The sequence below is a fragment of the Paenibacillus sp. GCM10027626 genome (assembly GCF_042676285.1).
GTDB lineage: Bacteria > Bacillota > Bacilli > Paenibacillales > Paenibacillaceae > Paenibacillus_Z.
In genome coordinates, this window is the sequence record NZ_JBHTHC010000018.1 from 17,067 (window position 1) to 34,413 (window position 17,347).

14 protein-coding genes are annotated in these 17,347 nt (G+C 49.0%); 8 read left to right on the top strand and 6 right to left on the bottom strand.

Annotation, left to right across the window (positions count from 1 at the left end; translation table 11 throughout):
- Positions 1-118 precede the first annotated feature (118 nt).
- The gene (locus ACFQ0N_RS27500) at positions 119-610 is read right to left on the bottom strand and encodes an NUDIX hydrolase (RefSeq protein ID WP_379332432.1); all 492 of its coding nucleotides are present in this window, start codon (positions 608-610) and stop codon (positions 119-121) included.
- A gap of 114 nt (positions 611-724) precedes the next feature.
- Positions 725-1,144: a hypothetical protein gene (locus ACFQ0N_RS27505; RefSeq protein ID WP_379332434.1), complete on the bottom strand. Its 420-nt coding sequence runs from the start codon at positions 1,142-1,144 to the stop codon at positions 725-727.
- A gap of 479 nt (positions 1,145-1,623) precedes the next feature.
- Between ACFQ0N_RS27505 and ACFQ0N_RS27510 the strand changes: the two genes are divergently transcribed.
- The 3 genes from ACFQ0N_RS27510 to ACFQ0N_RS27520 all read left to right on the top strand — a co-directional run bounded on the left by ACFQ0N_RS27510 (position 1,624) and on the right by ACFQ0N_RS27520 (position 3,903).
- Positions 1,624-2,271, top strand: a complete 648-nt coding sequence (locus ACFQ0N_RS27510; RefSeq protein WP_379332436.1) for a hypothetical protein — start codon at positions 1,624-1,626, stop codon at positions 2,269-2,271.
- A 292-nt stretch (positions 2,272-2,563) separates the two neighbouring features.
- Complete coding sequence (locus ACFQ0N_RS27515; protein WP_379332438.1) at positions 2,564-3,088, top strand: hypothetical protein; 525 nt, start codon at positions 2,564-2,566, stop codon at positions 3,086-3,088.
- A gap of 356 nt (positions 3,089-3,444) precedes the next feature.
- Complete coding sequence (locus ACFQ0N_RS27520) at positions 3,445-3,903, top strand: hypothetical protein (RefSeq protein ID WP_379332440.1); 459 nt, start codon at positions 3,445-3,447, stop codon at positions 3,901-3,903.
- A gap of 316 nt (positions 3,904-4,219) precedes the next feature.
- Here ACFQ0N_RS27520 and ACFQ0N_RS27525 read toward each other — a convergent pair whose 3' ends face one another.
- On the bottom strand, positions 4,220-4,564 hold the full coding sequence (locus tag ACFQ0N_RS27525) for a helix-turn-helix domain-containing protein (RefSeq protein WP_379332442.1): 345 nt from the start codon (positions 4,562-4,564) through the stop codon (positions 4,220-4,222).
- 487 nt (positions 4,565-5,051) lie between these two features.
- Here ACFQ0N_RS27525 and ACFQ0N_RS27530 point away from each other — a divergent pair, with 487 nt between their 5' ends.
- Positions 5,052-5,810 (top strand): class I SAM-dependent methyltransferase, encoded by a 759-nt coding sequence (locus ACFQ0N_RS27530; RefSeq protein WP_379332444.1) that lies wholly within the window; start codon positions 5,052-5,054, stop codon positions 5,808-5,810.
- Between the two features lie 134 nt (positions 5,811-5,944).
- On the opposite strand, the gene ACFQ0N_RS27535 is transcribed toward ACFQ0N_RS27530, so the two are convergent.
- Together ACFQ0N_RS27535 and ACFQ0N_RS27540 are read right to left on the bottom strand one after the other, a co-directional pair.
- Positions 5,945-7,114 (bottom strand): MFS transporter, encoded by a 1,170-nt coding sequence (locus tag ACFQ0N_RS27535; RefSeq protein ID WP_379332446.1) that lies wholly within the window; start codon positions 7,112-7,114, stop codon positions 5,945-5,947.
- Between the two features lie 74 nt (positions 7,115-7,188).
- A complete protein-coding gene (locus ACFQ0N_RS27540) occupies positions 7,189-7,500 on the bottom strand; it encodes an ArsR/SmtB family transcription factor (protein ID WP_379332709.1) in 312 nt (103 codons plus the stop codon).
- Between the two features lie 36 nt (positions 7,501-7,536).
- Here ACFQ0N_RS27540 and ACFQ0N_RS27545 point away from each other — a divergent pair, with 36 nt between their 5' ends.
- From ACFQ0N_RS27545 to ACFQ0N_RS27555, 3 genes are all read left to right on the top strand, one after another.
- Positions 7,537-7,887 carry a DUF2268 domain-containing putative Zn-dependent protease gene (locus ACFQ0N_RS27545; RefSeq protein WP_379332448.1) on the top strand — a complete coding sequence of 117 codons (351 nt, stop codon included), beginning with the start codon at positions 7,537-7,539 and terminating at the stop codon, positions 7,885-7,887.
- Positions 7,888-8,181: 294 nt separating this feature from the next.
- On the top strand, positions 8,182-10,248 hold the full coding sequence (locus tag ACFQ0N_RS27550; RefSeq protein ID WP_379332450.1) for an alpha-L-rhamnosidase-related protein: 2,067 nt from the start codon (positions 8,182-8,184) through the stop codon (positions 10,246-10,248).
- Between the two features lie 365 nt (positions 10,249-10,613).
- Positions 10,614-15,218, top strand: coding sequence for a beta-galactosidase (locus ACFQ0N_RS27555; protein ID WP_379332452.1), 4,605 nt, complete (start codon positions 10,614-10,616; stop codon positions 15,216-15,218).
- A gap of 60 nt (positions 15,219-15,278) precedes the next feature.
- Here ACFQ0N_RS27555 and ACFQ0N_RS27560 read toward each other — a convergent pair whose 3' ends face one another.
- Complete coding sequence (locus ACFQ0N_RS27560) at positions 15,279-16,193, bottom strand: AraC family transcriptional regulator (RefSeq protein ID WP_379332454.1); 915 nt, start codon at positions 16,191-16,193, stop codon at positions 15,279-15,281.
- 171 nt (positions 16,194-16,364) lie between these two features.
- On the opposite strand from ACFQ0N_RS27560, the gene ACFQ0N_RS27565 reads away from it, so the two are divergent.
- Complete coding sequence (locus tag ACFQ0N_RS27565; protein WP_379332456.1) at positions 16,365-17,327, top strand: DUF4838 domain-containing protein; 963 nt, start codon at positions 16,365-16,367, stop codon at positions 17,325-17,327.
- Positions 17,328-17,347 lie beyond the last annotated feature (20 nt).

Below are 17,347 nucleotides of genomic sequence, written 5' to 3' on the forward strand. Positions count from 1 at the left end.
CAGCAAGGTCCGTAAAGATGTTTAGGTTAGAGAAACACAAAAAAGCATGTCTCTGCTTCTCTGTGCCCTGGGATAGGTACCGTATATCCTTCCAATGAATATTCACTAAATAGGCCCCTTACGATTTAAATGCTTCATTCACAATCAAATGTGAAAGTTCATGATCATCGATTACGTAGGGAATCTCTTCGGGTTCAACCCATATTCTTGCCAGACATTCGTTTTCACGCTTATAAGGCAAGTATTCGACTACACGGGTGCGATAAAATAGCTGGTAACCGATTAGCGGGTATTTTCCATTGGGGTCGAACAAAGGATTTTCTTCATGGCTGACTCTAATCATTCCGAGGAACGAAATTGAATCACACTTCACGTAGCCTTCTTCCATACATTCTCGAATTAGCGTCTCTTCTGGCGTTTCTCCCTCTTCAATATGACCGCCGGGCAAATTGAAACCTCTGCTTGCTACTCGAGCGAGCAGGACTTTACCATCTAGGATACAAACACCGTGAACACTTGTCACATATTTTAAATCGGGAAGCGTTGTACTGGGTAACCAGGTTAATTTAACATGATGTCCTCCCCAATCCACAGCTGTTGTTTTCTCCATATTCGATTACTCCTCCCGAAAAGTTACTGATTGCAATCATAATGCAAGTGCAACCAAAGAATAGTTAAACAGACGATGCTCAAGGTAGGGTTCATGCCTTGTTTGTTTCACACCTCATGAAAGTTCTTCAAGCCTCTTTCGGTAAAACCGCCATCGGGATACGTCACTTTCCTGTTCGCTTGTAAGATTTTCAAAATCAAATGCTCCTTCGAAATCTTTCCCACCGTACTTTTGTTGGAGAAATTCGATCTCACTTATCAGCATTGCTCTTTCGTCATTATCAGCGAATGATTCGCTTGCTCGACTTCTATATCTTTCAACAACAAATCCAAGAGGTTCAACACTTCCGTCGCGATGCTTGAAAGGCATGAAATGCGGAATTTGTGCGTGTGTGTGCGGCTGCCGTTGGTAACCAATAAATCGGCCTTCATCAATCCAGTTGTTGATTGCGGTTACCGATACATCAAAAATCTCGGCTAGTTGGGTAGTCCGAAAAGTAGTGGTTCCCTTGTGTAACAACAGATTCACTTTCATTAAAATCCACGTATTCGATTAACGATTCCAGTGCAGTCACAACCTCGGCTTCCGGATTCGTTGCATGCCTAATGATGACATAGTCTCGCATTAACTTGACCAAGCTTTTTAGCGAACCAACGCTAATAGTGATCTGTTCATGATCGGGTTTCTCGGCAATCTCCCTGACAAGTTCTCTTGCTTCTATCCGAATTTTCGTTGTTGTCATAAGCCTCACCCCTTTACTCATAATGTCATTCACCTCCGCTAAAGTTAAATTACAACGAAACTGCATATGCTCTTATCTTAACATATGAGTCCAATCATACGTTTAAAAGAAGGGCTTATCTTTGAGGTGTAAAACCAGTGCTTCGCCGCGGCGCAAGCAAATGAAAAAGGAGTACTGGTACTGGATCACGAATATGACATATAAAATGAAGCTGGGGACTCTTTGGGAACCGGCAAAACAAAGTCCTGGCACTACTTGATAAGGAAGGGGAATGAATCCTTTGCATGAAAATTTCACTAAAATTTTGACCGAAAGAACAGACTGTATAATATATCATGCGACCCCGAACCCATCTGCGGAAAATTGCACAAGCTGGATAGGCGGAAATGCACCCGAATTCTTTGATGATAAGGCGGACTTCATAAATGAAGGCGATCAAAAATATTACTTTTACTTAAGTATCATTACTCCCTTCAAAAAAAGCATGATTTCGATATTCATCCCCGCAGAATTTGAGGAATACTTGGAAAACAATATTTATCCTCATTGCTCGATAAAGGTGATTGAACATCCAATTTCACCTGAAAGCGTCAAAAATATTTTTACACACCCAGATCTTATTAAACATGCGATTTCAGACGGGGAACTAAGCGATGACCAAAAATCTATGGATGAGTCTTTTTTGATCAAACTAGGCGGAAATCCGAGACTTATTCAACCTAAAAACTATTATTTTACGAAGCTGCAGGAGGAGTCATACTCTTTTTTATTACAAGTAGATGAAGACGGTTATCCCGAAACGCTCCTTCAAGATGATTGCAGAAATTATCCTTTTAGTTTTGGTGCTCTCTATATTTTCGCCAAAATCGGGATGAATGAGATCCAAAATCCAATAGCCGGTTTTTGGCAATTTTCGTGATATAGCGTTTGCTCGCATCCCTTGAGCTTACAGCATACTTCAATGTTTATAGTTTTCCTTAGAAGGCAGGATGCCTGTCCGGGCTTCAGCATGGCCTGATTGCTGCCGCGTGATCCGATTGGTATCCATTTGTGCCAATAGAGAAAAATAGAAGCCTCAGGCTCGTGCGAAAGGGATAATCGGGTTGTTTGTGAAGGAATGAGGAACACTTAGTATTACTTTATAATATTGTATAATGCCGATTGGCTATTGGGAACTTTATGCATGCCCAAGCAGATAGGGGATGAGGGTCATGACTCGCTTGAGCTGGAAAAGAGTATCAATAATACTTCTAATTATTACTTGTAGCGTATCAACTGTACTCATCTATACTATTGTTAACAATCGAGCTCAACAAGAGCAATATTTTCTGGATCATATCCAGTTATCCTTGATAGAACTACAGGGGATCATCGCATCTCAGAAGGAACACAATTGGGATAGTCCCCGATTAGTCATTCAGCAGTTGGACAAGATTCGCAATACGATCGTTTACGGAAACTCTTCACGTTCTTTTTCGATTCTTAGCAATGATGAGAAAAAGTTGCTAATGGGTATCTACTTCCACCTGGAGCGATTGCCGAATGACACCTTGTATGAACTGGCCTCTTGGACCAGTGATAATACAAGAACAGCACTCGAAGTTGAGAAAGCACTGATCAATGCCAATTTTAAGCTGAACACTGGCATTGAGAATAGCTGGAAGCCTTTCATGCAGCGGTGTGAGAAATTGAATGAAGAACTGTTCAAAATGAATGAAACACTGCTCAGGAAATGAATCTCCGAAGAATGATTGCTAGCAAGCGCCAATTCTCCAGTTCGGCATCCGGATATGCGCGGCGCGCGTTAGGTCCGGCTGCTATTGACGGTGAAATTCAGTTCAATGGATTGGCGCTGAACGGAAGGCGGGATGTACTGCCGGAGTCATGTATATGGCCTAAAAGTCTCCGTACCATCAAAGCTTGTGTGCCGTACGGGTGGGACTGTTTCACTTGTGCCAACCTTTTCGGAAGGAGCGAGGTGAAATCCTTCCGACGAATCGATGAACCAATACCCGGATCGAGATACAGAAGTAACATTTCAACCCCGGAATCCGTTAGATAAAATAAATACAATGAGGGGTGCTGATGATGTATGCGGAGCCAAAAAATATTAGGAGTGATCGCCACTTTACTGACGTTATCTGTACTGTTGCTGGCCTGTAGTGAAGCCTCTAGAAGTTCATCTGATTTACCAAAACCACCCGATCCATCGGAGGAACTAGAAGGTAAGCCTTTCCAAATAAATGCAGAAGACATCGTAAGGGTGACAATCACTGACCTCACCGAGGAAATTGAAGGGATCATCGATCAGGAAGCAGATATAAAAGAGTTATCCGAAATTTTGAACAATGCGAGTCCCTATTCAGGTGCTACAACCGCTGATTTCTATGGTTTATTCACATTCAGCATGAAAGATGGTTCTGAAACTAAGCTTAAATTCAGTAGTCATGGGGCAGCCTTCATAGATATTAAGGCCCAACAAGGCTATATGCTTGACCGAAGTAAGGTAAAAGCTTTAAATGCATTAGTGGATCGCATTAAAAAAGAATAAGAAACCCGTCCCGATCCGATCCGATCCGGAACTGTTTTTCTACGTGCGCCGCATCCGCGACCATCTCTAAGGTGAAAGCCCCAAACGGGGGGAGGCGAGCATCTACCGTTAACCAAGAGCAAGGGTGTCCGTTGTGAGGGGGAATCTGAATGTTCCAAGCATTTACTACCATCGAAGAGGCTCTGCACGAGGAAAGTGACATTGGAACTTTTTGTTCCGAAAGTCTATTTTGGAATCTACACAATAGCATATAGCCGTAAGTGGCTACATGCTATCTCGGCGTTCCTTTGCTTACACTATTCCTGGTTTCCATCTTTTATTTCCTCTCCAATCCAACCTCAATAGCCGCAATAACCTCCCTACTAACCTTAGTAATAGCCGCTATTTCTTCCGTACTCCTGCTGCTAATCAATGTCATATGTTCATCTATAGTTTTACGGCGTTCCGAAGCCTCTTCAAAGCGAAAAAGTTCAATAGCCGGAACTTGAAAAGCTGCAATTATTTTCTCCAGTGTTTCTAAAGAAATATTGCGATCTCCTCGCTCCACCCCACCAATATAACTGTAATGAAGTGCCGCGGCTTCAGCCAGTTGTTCTTGCGTCCAGCCTTTTGCTTTTCTAAGCTCGCGTATCCTGCTCCCAACAAGTTCTGGTAAATTCATTGAAATCACCTCTATTCAAGGTTAGAAGAGGTTAGGGACTCAAAACAGATAATCAAAACAAAATCAAAATCAACAATATTAGTACTTAAATGTACAATTTATATTGACCATTCCTTCGAATAACTATACAATCAGTTGAAAGTGGGCTTAAAAGGGGGATTGGATTTTCCATGCACGGTTCTGCAGTCACTGGCCTTGGCCCACCAGATCGGTAATGATAGATGTTTCAAAAGATGTGTGCTGTTATTCGAATCGCTACGTGAATGGGTGACGGAGGAACAGATTGGCCAATATCGGAAATTGGGTATTTAAAGTTGCATATTGTTTTTACCTGTGGTAGTATCTGGACTAATTATAATGAAAGTAGGCGATTTAAATGACAGTCAGCTCTTTCCAACTAACCACTACATCAGAGGTACGGAAGGCATAATATCGGTTTATCCCATATTACGAATCTTCCGTGTCTTATAAAACGGAGGAGAAATGAATGTTTAGTTATTACAGTGATCTGTGTACGGAATTATATGATTTTACCAAACCAGTCGGCTACTCGATCGATGGCGATATCGAATATTATCTCGATAGACTCAAATCTTGCCGAGGTCGAATTCTGGAAGCGGCCGTAGGCTCCGGTCGCATGCTTATCCCGCTGCTTGAGGCAGGATTGCTTGTGGATGGGATTGATTATTCCCCGGAAATGTTGGCTTCGTGCCATAAACGATGCGAAGAGCGGGACTTAAAGCCGGATTTGTATGAAGGAGAATTACAAAATTTCTCGCTGCCTCATAAGTACGAGGCCATTATTATTCCAACCGGCTCTTTCTGTTTGATTGAAAATCGTAAAGACTCGATTAACGCGCTGCAATGTTTTTACGATCACCTGGTTCCTGGGGGACGGGTAATTATTGACCTGATTTTACCCGATAGCCTAAAGGCAGGAAAGATTTCTACGTCAACCTACACTCTCCCTTCAGGGGATGTTATAACACTAGAAGACAAACTAGTAGAATTTAATATGCTCCATTCTTATACGGTTTCCTACCTAAAGTATGAGAAATGGCGCAAAGGAAAGCTCATTCAATCCGAGTTGCAGCGTTTTGCGCTGCGCTGGTACGGTATTGAGGAATTCAAGCTTGTGCTGGAGAACATCGGGTTCTCGGATATTGTATGCTCTACCGATTATGTTTACGGTAAGGAACCGACAAACGGGAATCAGACATTCACTTTTGAAGCTGTTCGCAAGTAGAATTTCAAATTTAAGAGGTCTTGGAGCTATGTGCCAAGACCTTTTTTTGTACGACGGGCAGCCGCATCTGTTGCCGCGGCGCATTACATAGTCGAAATGAATCAGACAGGAAGCAGTCCGCTGCAGCCCTCGCTTCATGAATGGGCGGACGGTTTTGCTTTGGAAATTGCCATTTTTACGATGATCAGCACCAAAGCAAGCAATGCAAACATAATGCCGCACCAGATGAGCTGATGCGTGCCCAACTGAGAAATAAACCAGCCTCCGATCGCAGTTCCGACCGTAATGCCAACATTGGAGAAGGAGACAAACAAGCTGTTGCCGAATTCAGGCGCTTCTTTCGCCTCAGTCATCAACAAGGCTTGGCTGACAATAAGCCCTCCGGAATGCACGGCCCCCCAAATAAATACGATGACGACCATCGGCAAGAAATATGAACCGAGATAATAAGTGAATAAATAAATGACCGCATATACTAGAGGAAACAGGATGACGGTCTTTGTCATGCTTTTGTGCAGAAAGCCCCCAAACAAAAAGTTCCCAACAATCATGATGACGCCAAAGGCCATCAGCATCATGCTAATCCATGATCCGTTCATATGGGTGACTTGTCCAAGATATTCGGCAAAGTAGCTGTACACCGAAAACATAGCTGAAAAGATGAAAATAACGGTCAAGATCGTTAGCCATAGTCCAGGTTTGTGCAATATGCCAAGCTGCTTGCCAAAAGACATTTTTTCCTTAACCGGCATGGATGGGAGCCAGACCAGTATCCCTATAAAAGCGACCATGCTTACAACAGCTCCGAACAGGAAAGCAGCCTCCAGCGAAATTTTTTCTGCGAGATAAGAAGTCAGCGGCACGCCAAACGCAAACCCGACGGTTATTCCGGCAAAAACTTTGGTGACGGCATTGCTGCTTTTTTCCGGAGGAACAAGGCTGGCCGCGGTCACTAGTGCAATTGAAAAAAAGACAGGATGAAAAATAGCAGGGACAATCCGGAAAGCCAGCATGATTTCGAACTTGGTTGTATAGGCATAGACAATATTCGAAATGGCAAACATAAGCACAGCGGTCAATAAGATGAACTTACGATTAATGCCGGACGCGAGTAAGGTCAGGAATGGACCTGAAATGGCAACGATTAAAGCAAAGATACTGACAAGATACCCGGCCTGAGAGGGCGATATCTGAAATTTTTGCGTCACTTGGGGAAGAACGCCGATAATCCCCATTTCCGTTGTAATAATGCCAAATACACCTAAAGCCAGAAAAATGATAAGTGAAGAGTGAACCTTTTTCATTTGAAATGTATGCCTCCATTAATATTCATATATAGAATTATAGATATGATAAGCGAAAAAAAGCCTCCTTTCGGTTATAGTTTAGTTTGGACGTACTCGGAAAATTGCTGGATGGTCTTTTCGTTTCGGCGATAGTACGTCCATTTCCCGATGCGCTCCGATTCCAATAAACCAGCTTTTTGCATGGTGGCTAAATAGCTTGAAATGACAGACTGGGCAAGTCCCGATTTGGCCTGAATATCGCCCACGCATACACCAATGCGAAAATTTAGCCCCTGCTGCAAATAGGGCTTTTCATCAAAAAACGCCTCAGGATTCTTTAGCCATTGCATAATTTGACAGCGCGTCTCGTTAGACAAAGCTTTATAAATCAATAAAGGGTCCATGTCCATTATTATATCTACTTTTATAGATTTGTAAAGATGTTTATCGAAGGACTGGCCGACTCTTTTGCAAGTGCGGTATATGGCGAGCATATGATGGGGCCTTGGGTGTCCTCATTCGATGAAGAAGACTTGCTCTATTCAATAGAGGTTATGCTCCAAGCTTTGGATGTAAAAGGATTTGCCGAGGTTAGCAGTTACATGTTCGGTGATGAAATCGCTAAGGAAAAAGGCTATCAGCCTGTCGGGCTTTCAGCTGCCGCTGGTTATGCGGTAGGCGATCATATTGTTCAGCAGTTTTTGCAAAAGACAGGGACATCTGTTTATGATGCTACACAGTTGCCGGCTGCAGAAATCATTGCAGGGAGCCAAGTTTTCGGGGGTCGGTAAGTTCCTGGATGGTTGGCAGTTTGAGCTCCGCGCGGCGCTCTCCCCCATTTCCCGTTATGCTGAATGTTTTGTCCGCCTGTCCATTTACAATCATCCGTCAATAAATCCCCCCTTTTAGCATGATTGTCTCCTTTAGCCCAGCGCGGGCTGTCCTCTATAATAAAGCTAAGAAGGCGAGGCAAGGTACAGACAGTGCAACTTAACACGCAAGGGCTGTGCTATGCACAGAATGCGGAAAATGGGCTTCTGTAGGGATAAGTCCTGCTACTTTTCTAGGAAGGGAATGTTTGTGTGATGAGTGTCCAACAGGCGGAATGGATCTGGTATCCCGGAGATTTCGAGGTGTGGCTGCGCAGAGAGGTGGAATTCAGGCGGGATGAGCGGTCCGTTGTCACTCCGCCGATATGGAAGGTAGATAGTCCGTATGTCTCCGTCAGGTTCAGGAAAACAATCGATCTGCCGAAGCGGGAGAAAGTGCGGATTTGCACATACGGATCGCTGAGACTGACAGTCGATGGCGTAATGATGGAGCGAACGGAAGAGCTTTGGATTGAAGCGGGCGAGCATACGCTCCTTGCGGAGGTCAGCCATATCACGGGATTGCCTGCTTTGTACATACAAGGCAGTACGTTTGCGACAGATGGATCCTGGGAAGTCAGCCATACGATGCACGGCTATAAGCCAGTCGGCTGCGGCGGCTTCACGGACCCGGGCATTGCCCCAGCCGATTATCGTCTTCCTACGGTGGAAATAGAGCCAGTAAATGTAGAGCGGACAGAGGAGACGATCCTCGCCGACTTCGGCAAACAAACCTTCGGATTTGTGCAACTGCGCGGCGTTAGCGGTCAAGGGAGGATTCGGCTCGACTATGGGGAGTCGCTGGAAGAGGCGAGCGATTCGGCCTGCTGCGAGACGTTCGACGAGCTAACGGTCGGGACCGATGAAGCTTCGGTCCTGACGGTTGAACGGTCACGGGCGATGAGATATGTCCGCGTGACGTTTTCGCAGGGCATGTCTGTGGCGAATATCGCCCTGCTGCATGAATATTTGCCCGTACAGTACCGCGGACAGTTCAGTTCATCCGATGAAGAGCTGAACCGGATCTGGGACGTATCGGCCTATACGTTCCATTTGAATACGAGAGAACTGTTTCTGGACGGAATCAAGCGAGACCGCTGGGTGTGGTCGGGAGATGCTTACCAAAGCTACCTGATGAATTATTATCTGTTTTTCGAGCTCCCTGTCACCCAAAGGACGATGGTTGCACTGAGAGGCAAAGACCCGATCGAGCATCATTTGAATACGATTTTGGACTACTCGCTGTATTGGTTTGTCGGGCTGAAAGATTATTATCTCTACACGGGAGATTTGGCGTTCATCGCGCAACAGTACGAGAACATCATTGGCCTGCTTGAATTTTGCCTGTCCAGAGTGAATGGCAACGGGATGCTTGAGGGCAAGCCGGAGGATTGGGTATTCGTCGATTGGGCGGATATGAGCAAGGACGGCGAGCTGTCCTTTATTCAAATACTTTTCTGCATGAGTCTGGAGACGGTTGCCGGCTTCGCAGCGCAGCTCGGACATGCCGAAGACGCCGCCCGGTACGGGGCGATGGCCGAGCGGCTGAAGCGGGAGCTGAAGAAGGCATTCTGGGATGAAGAGCGCCAACTGTTCATTCATTCTCGGAGAAATGGCGAGCCTGACGGAGTTGTAACCAGGCATGCCAATATGTTCGCTTTGCTGTATGACTTCCTGGACACAAACGAGCGATCAGCGGTCAAGGGAAATGTGCTGATGAATCCCGATGTTCCGGCTATTACTACGCCTTACATGCGTTTCTACGAGCTGGCCGCGCTGTGTGAAGCTGGCGAACAATCGGCTGTAAGGGAGGAAATGTTGGCCTATTGGGGCGGGATGCTCAAGCTGGGAGCGACCTCCTTCTGGGAAGAGTACGATCCGAAGCAATCCGTGCCGGAGCAGTATGCGATGTACGGCCGCAAATATGGCAAGAGCCTCTGTCATGCCTGGGGAGCAAGCCCGCTTTATTTGCTCGGCAAGTACTTTTTGGGTGTGACGCCGGCCAAGCCAGGTTATGAAGAGACGCTGATCGTTCCCCGTCTCGGAGGATTGGATTGGATGGAAGGCTGCGTGCCGACTCCTCATGGCGAGGTAACCGTTTATATGGATCGGCAGGAGATTAAGGTATCCGTTCCGTATGGCGCAGGGCGCTTGAGATTTCAGAGCGATGTGCTTCCTGAAGCGAATAAAGGGGATATTGCCTGCATCGAAGACGGTATTTACGAGCTGCAGATGGATGAGCCGGGACATGTTTACGCTATTCGGTATGGGTCGGTGGAGTAGGGGCTGTACCGCGATTTCTTTTTTGAAACTCAAAAGGAAGGTTATTGCAGGGCTCTCTTATGTGGAGAGTCCTTTTTTGTGAGATGGGGAGTACTCGGGATAATGCCATAAAGTTGGAGGTATGTAATGGATATCCCTTATACGCTTCGATCTTTATTAGGGACAAAGACGACTAAAGGGATTTTGCATTTAGACACCATGCAGCTCCCACGGAACCATCAGGGAATGCAAAATCGCCCTCCGCGATTTTCTCCCAGCCGAAAAAATGAGATATTGATCTGAAAAGATGGAAAGAATGCGCTTACAATTATCTTTATAATAAGAGGTGAAACGGCCGTTTCAATATCAAAGTCGGGAGGAGTTTCATGAAACGTTGGACGATGCCTCTTGTTATGCTGGTTTTCGCGGCGGTGTTGGCGATTTCGGGAAGTCCGGGTAAGGCACAAGGGGCGAATGCGGGTTATCGTATCTTTATTCTTAACGACGACGCATTACTCAGTGAGGATGCGCAGGCACCGGTCGATATCGGCGGATTAAAGGCGTTTTATGAGGATGACGGTCATACGGTCACGCTCGTCGACGGAGCGCAGTTATCCTCGAATGCCAGCTTTAATGCCGATTTATGCGATTTGCTGGTCCTGCCCTACGGACCGAAGTTTCCGCTGGAGTCGATCCCCAATTTCAAAGCGTACATGGCGGCTGGCGGCAAACTGATTACGCTTGGCGGCTATGCATTCTCGCGCTTGAACGAGAACAATGCAAATCATGCTTTGTCCGTATCGGCAGCAGCACCCGCTGAGGCCCATTGGCGCACGACTGTCGATCCGGCCAAGTTCGCACAACGCACTCAACTGAAACTGTCTGTGTGGATGAAGACCGATGATGTTTCCGGGAGTGGCGGCTATGCCCATAGCTCGGTCTACATCTATGACGGCAACGGGAACATGCTGAGCTGGAACGATTTCAAAAAATCGACCGGGAAAAACGGTTGGGCCCGGTACGAGAATGATTTTTCAGTTCCGGCCGGTGCCGCCTCGATTCAGATCAACCTCGGCCTGTTCCAGGCCAAAGGGACGGTCCGCTTTGACCGGGTGCTGCTGACGGATGCAAGCGGCGATGTCGTACTGCTCTATGACGATTTCGAAGAAGGCATTCCTGCCCATTGGCAGCCGGTCAAATACGCGGGCAGCGCTGTCCTGGAGCTGACCGCCGCGGACGTACCCGCGCAGCTGGAGGGGTCGAACCATTCGCTATCTCTGTCCGCAGCGACTAAAAGCTCTGCGCAATGGAGTGTTTCTTTCGATCCTTACAGGCTGGCCCCGAATACGGATTACAAGCTGAGTCTTTGGATGAAGACGCACCAGGTCGATGTCGGCGGTTATGCATTCGCGGCTTTGTACTTTTACGACGCATCAGGTGCCCGGCTCGGCTGGAAAGATTTGCGGCAAGCGAAGAAGACAACAGACTGGTTCAAGCAAGAGTATATGTTCCAGGTGCCGGCCGGAACGGCGCGGGTGGACCTCAATCTGGGCTTGTCAGGCACATCGGGGATCGCTTACTTTGATAAAGTGAAGCTGACTAATGCTTCCGGGACGGAAGTGATCTATGCCGACGATTTCGAAGAGACCGAGCCGGAGCGGAATTGGCGGCGGGTAACATTTGGCGGATCCCCGGTCTTCGGGCTGTCCGGTGAAGCACCGGTCGAGACGAGCCAACCTGTATTTCTGGGCTCCGACCGGCCGAGTTATGTCGGAGATCAGGCATTATACGATTCCTCGTCCATCCCGATCTTCGATATGGAACATGCACTTCGCAACGTCGCTGTAATCGAACCGGCCATGGACCAGAAAATTTTCGCCGGGAACCTGAGTCTCACCGCCCCGGTCGAAGGTTACTCGGCTGTAACCGTCACGGGCAATAACCGGGGCCGCTGGCAGCCGCTCATTACGGCCAAGGACAAGAACGGGGAGACACGCGGCACGATCGGCGCGATTATGCGCCTGTTCCCCGAACCGGACGAGCGGTACGCTCTCGAGAATATCAACGAGTGGCACGATTACCCCGGTGCCAGCATTGCTTTCTTCGGCGTTACGAACCGGAATTTGCTCGATCCCGCCAATACTGCGCTGCGCGCAGGCTTCCGTAAGCTGACTGAAGCTTTGGTCCGCGATGTCTACATCGAAACGGTTGCGAACCGATGGGACAATTATAAGCAAGGGGAATCGCCGCAAATGACTGCTTACATCGGAAACGGCGGCAAGGGGCCCGTCTCCGGGATGGTTCGGTTCGAAGTTATAACGGAAGACACCGGACAACTTGTCTACTCGCAGGATGTGCCTTACAGCGTCAATGCCAAGAAGCATGCAGCCGTAACCGCGACCTGGAACACGCCGGCGTTTACTGATGATTTTTATACAGTAAGAACCATTTTGAAGGATGCAGCCGGCAACGACATCGACCAATTTACGAACTGTTTCTCGATCTGGGATCAGGCGGTTGTCGATGCTGGCCCGCATATCAGCTATACGGACAATTATCTTCAGATCAAGCGGCCGGATAACACTGTGAAGACGATCTTCGCCGCCGGCTCGGACGATGGGGCGAATTTGCCACTCGCGATGGATCAGACGGCACTGCAATGGAAAATAGATATGAAGCAGCATCTCGATGCAGGGATGTCTATTTACGAACTGCTGCAGCAATACCCGGCCTTCTCGCCTTGGTCCGACATCTTCGACGATCCGGACACCAAGGAAGCCTATTTACGCAGGGTGGATCATATCGTCTATCTATCCCAAAAATACAAGCAAATTTACAAAATGGGGCTGGCCATCGGCAACGATGTCGGTGCTGCCGATGCAGAATTGGAGCAGACGGCCGGTTTCATCGAGGAGATGGCCGCTCGCTACAAGGATGTACCCGGCCTGATTTATTACTTGAATGGGGACATGAGATCGACGTTGACGGAAAAGTTGCTGCCGATCTGGCGTAGCTTCCTGCAAACCCGCTACGTAAGCGTTGCGAAGCTGAATATCGCTTGGAAGACGAATTATGCGTCGTTCAGCCAGGTCCCGCTGGAAGGAAATTATCCGGATGCCGGAATCGATCCGCAAGACGCAAATGGCTACGGGCTATGGGGAGACCGCAAGGCCTACGATTACAATACGTTCAAAACCGCGCTTGTGACAAGGTGGACAGAGAGGCTGATCGAAGCGATCCGGGCAGGCGATCCGACACATGACAACCATCCGATTGTGTGCGAGTTTTATCGCTGGCCTGCTTACGGCTTCGATATCTCCACGGCGATTGGAAATCTGACCTACTCGAATGTCGGCAATTTTGAACTGCATTACACATTCCCGGAGCAATTGCAGTATGCCGACCTCAGGGCGATCGGCAAATCGTTCGGCGTAGGCGAATTCGGCAAACGCACGCATCCGCTGTTTTCCAACGTCGAGTACGAAACGATCGCGTCGACATCCTACGAGGAAGCCCGCAACAACTTCTTCGGCTACATGAGTATGGGTTTTGCGATGGGTGCCAACCATATGCAAACGTGGAGCTGGGCGGACGAGTCCAGATTCGTATTTCCCTGGGGTATGCGGTTCACCGGCGATCGCGTCGGCCGCGATCTGCTGTACTGGTTCCGCAATATGAATCTGTTTACGCGCCAGGTCGAACCGGTCTATGAGCCGGCGCAGGTGGCCGTCATTCAGCCTGACCGGTCGAGAATGAGCGGAGGGACATTCGGCATTGCGGCACACTGGGCATCCGTCAACGCTTTCGATATTTTGCAATCCGCGCATGTTACACAAATACGCACGCTGAACGAGAACGTACTGGAGAATGACCCGAACGAACCGATCGACCCGGCTATCAAGGTAATTTTTTATCCTGTGCCGTACAATCCGGGCGACATCGTCTATAACAAGCTCAAAGCCTGGGTACAGGCAGGCGGTGTCCTGTATTTGTCGGGTGATATTTCGTACGATGAGAACTATGAGCGCACAAAAGGACAACGGCTGATTGAGCTTGCGGGCGCGACTAGCGCGGCGCCAACAGTATATTACACGGGCCTGAACTGGCACAAAGCGCCTTATGCGCCAAAGTACTATGCCTACGATCCCGCTGCGCCTGACAAAGGACGTAGCACAATGACGCCGTATATCGTCAAGCCGAATCTGGAGGTGGCGTTCGGTGCCAACGTTACAGTGCTGTATAGAGACGAGAACGACAATCCGGTTATCGTTCAGAACGATGTTGGGGCGGGAAAAGTGGTTTATTCAACAGTGCCTGTCGAAATTTTTTACAATTCCGGCATTTTCAACAGCGACCCGTCCACGCTTGAACATGACGTTGCACTGTACCGGAAAGTGTTGGATCTGGCGGGCATCGGCACGACGACCGTATTGGAGCCGGACCGTTCACGGGTGAAGATGTTTGAACTGCCGCTGAAAAACGGCGCTGGGCGGATATATACGGTGACGAACGTAAGCCCGTCAGCCGACTATATCGGTACGGTAAACGGGCGTTTCCGGCACGAGCTGGGCGGCGGTTATTCCGATATGGTGTGGGTGGACGGCAGCGGCCACTTGAAAGGAATCTTCAACCGGGGAGTCGTCAAGGACAACAACGTCACGATTGCCGACAATGCTCCTTATGCGTTCGTGTTCGCCAAGGATGCTGCAAAGCTGACGGACTCGAAGCAGGTCACGATCCTGCCGCAACAGCCCGGCCATTTCAAGCTGAAGAACGATGCATCGTGGACGAATATGCGGGTTGTGTCCGGTCAGGTAGAGGATGGCGCATGGATCGAAAACGATGAGATGCAAGCTTCGGCAGCCGGGGGCTTTATTGAGTTCGACGTTGGCTCTGAACAGGCGAACAAGATCATTTTGATCGTTGAGCAGAGCCAGTACAACGCCCTTAAAACAGCGATCGTTGCCGATTTGACCGACATCAGCCGTTAAACGGCACAGGCAGCGAGAGGTCAGGTTTGCAAGCGGTTTGAGGCTGTTGGCCCGCTCGTACTATATTTCCGATCCGGCCGAGCCTTCAGATGGCATCCCCCTCTGCATTAATTTCCGGTATGCCGTTGGCGATACCCCTTTCATTTTCTGAAAGGCGCGGGAGAACGTCTGGAACGAGCCGAAGCCGACTTCATAGGCGATATGGGAGACGGACAGGTCAGTCGAGGTCAGCAGCCCGCAAGCATGGCGGATTCGCAGGCCATGAAGGAAATGAATGAAATTTTGACCGAAACGCTGTTTGAACGTCTCGCTCAGATGAGAGATATTGTAGTGAAACTTCTGGGCGAGGTGTTCTAGCGTAATATCTTCCCGATAGTGCAGATGCAAATATTGAATCACTTGCCAGACGTTCTCCGGCCGAGCGTTATGCTTGTTTGCGGCCGAGGCGCTCCCGTGCTCTGCATGACGTTTGAATCGGCAGCGGTCGAACAGGACAAGTGCCTCCAGCAGCTTCGCTTTGATGAAAATATTGCGCATCCGCTCACTGCCGGCATACTCCTCCATCATACTGTCGAAAAGCCCGGCAACCAGCGTCATTTCCGGTTCGTTCAACTGCACGAACGGCGGCAGACCCTCCGAGTCGTCCAGCACAATGGAAGCTAGCCCCCATTCGCCTTCCCTAGAATGAAACAGCAGCTCAAGGTCGAAGTTGCAAATATACAGAAGCATTCGGGTTCCAGGCTCGCACTGGATGGCGTGAAATTGGTACGGCAGCAGGAAGATCAGCGTGCCGGGCTCCATACGGTGTCTTATACCGTTGATGATCTGCTCGCCGCTCCCTTCCAGGACGAGAATGAATTCGAGGAAGTCGTGCCGGTGCGGAATAACGTTCGTAACGGTCTCGATCTTGATGCTGTACGGGAAAGCCGTGTCCATGTTCGGGTAGTCGGTAAGATAAATCGGATTATCGGCCATGACGTCCTCCTTGAATTCGGATGCGAATACGCTTTCATTATACCAAAAAAATGAGATACGGAAGTGAAAAGATGGAATGCGTTCACTTGTATGGACCACCTATAATGAGAGTATGAAACGGCCGTTTCGAATTTTGCTGTCAGTCAGCATATGTACGCCGGGAGGTTGCAGATGATCGAAAGAAGAGGCATTATACTGGATTTGGACGATTTGCATGAAGGATGGCCGGATTTGCTGGAGCGCTCCGGCATTAACGTACTCGGGATTCACAATTGGATCCCGGACAACCGCTTTGACGAGAAGATCGATGCCTTAATCGCCCATGCACGCTCTGCAGAGGGAGGCCGGGTGCTGGAATCACTGCGCCAGCGGGGCATAGACGTCGAATATGAACTGCATGCCATGAGCTGGCTCCTGCCGAGGGAGTGGTTCCGGCGGTATCCGGCATGGTTCCGAATGGACGAAAACGGTGAACGCACGCCTGCAGACAACATGTGTCCGTCCAACGAGGAGGCGATGGAGGTTGTCCGCCTGAACAGCGCAAAGCTGGTCCGGATGCTGCCGTCAACGACGAACCGGTATTATTTGTGGCAGGATGACAACAAGCCGTGGTGTCTGTGCGACCGCTGCCGCCAATATTCGGCGAGCGACCAGACGCTGCTAGTCATGAACGCGATCTTGGAGGCGATTCGCTCAGTGCATGCCGATGCCAAGCTTGCGTATCTGGCCTATGCGTTTACGCTGGATACGCCGCCGGAGAAGGTCAAGCCGGCTGAAGGCATCTTCCTCGAGATGGCCGGCCCGATTATCCACCGTACCCCTGAACAACGCGAGCACGGGATGGCCATGCACGACGATGAACGGTTCAAGCAGGCTTTGGAGCGGAATTTGGGTGTATTCGGCTCTCAGGATGCGCAGGTATTGGACTATTGGCTCGATGCCTCGTTGTTCTCTGGGTGGCGGAAGCCGGCGGAAATGCTGGCGTTCGACGCCACAGCGGCGGCCGGCGATATTGCGTTTTACCGGGAAAAGGGCTTCCGCTCGATCACGACTTTCGGTGTTTTTCTGGACCGCGGTTATTTCGAGCGCTATGGCGAGCCGCCGGTTGCCGATTATGCGGCGCTGCTAAAATAAGAGGAGAGGGGGCCGGGGCC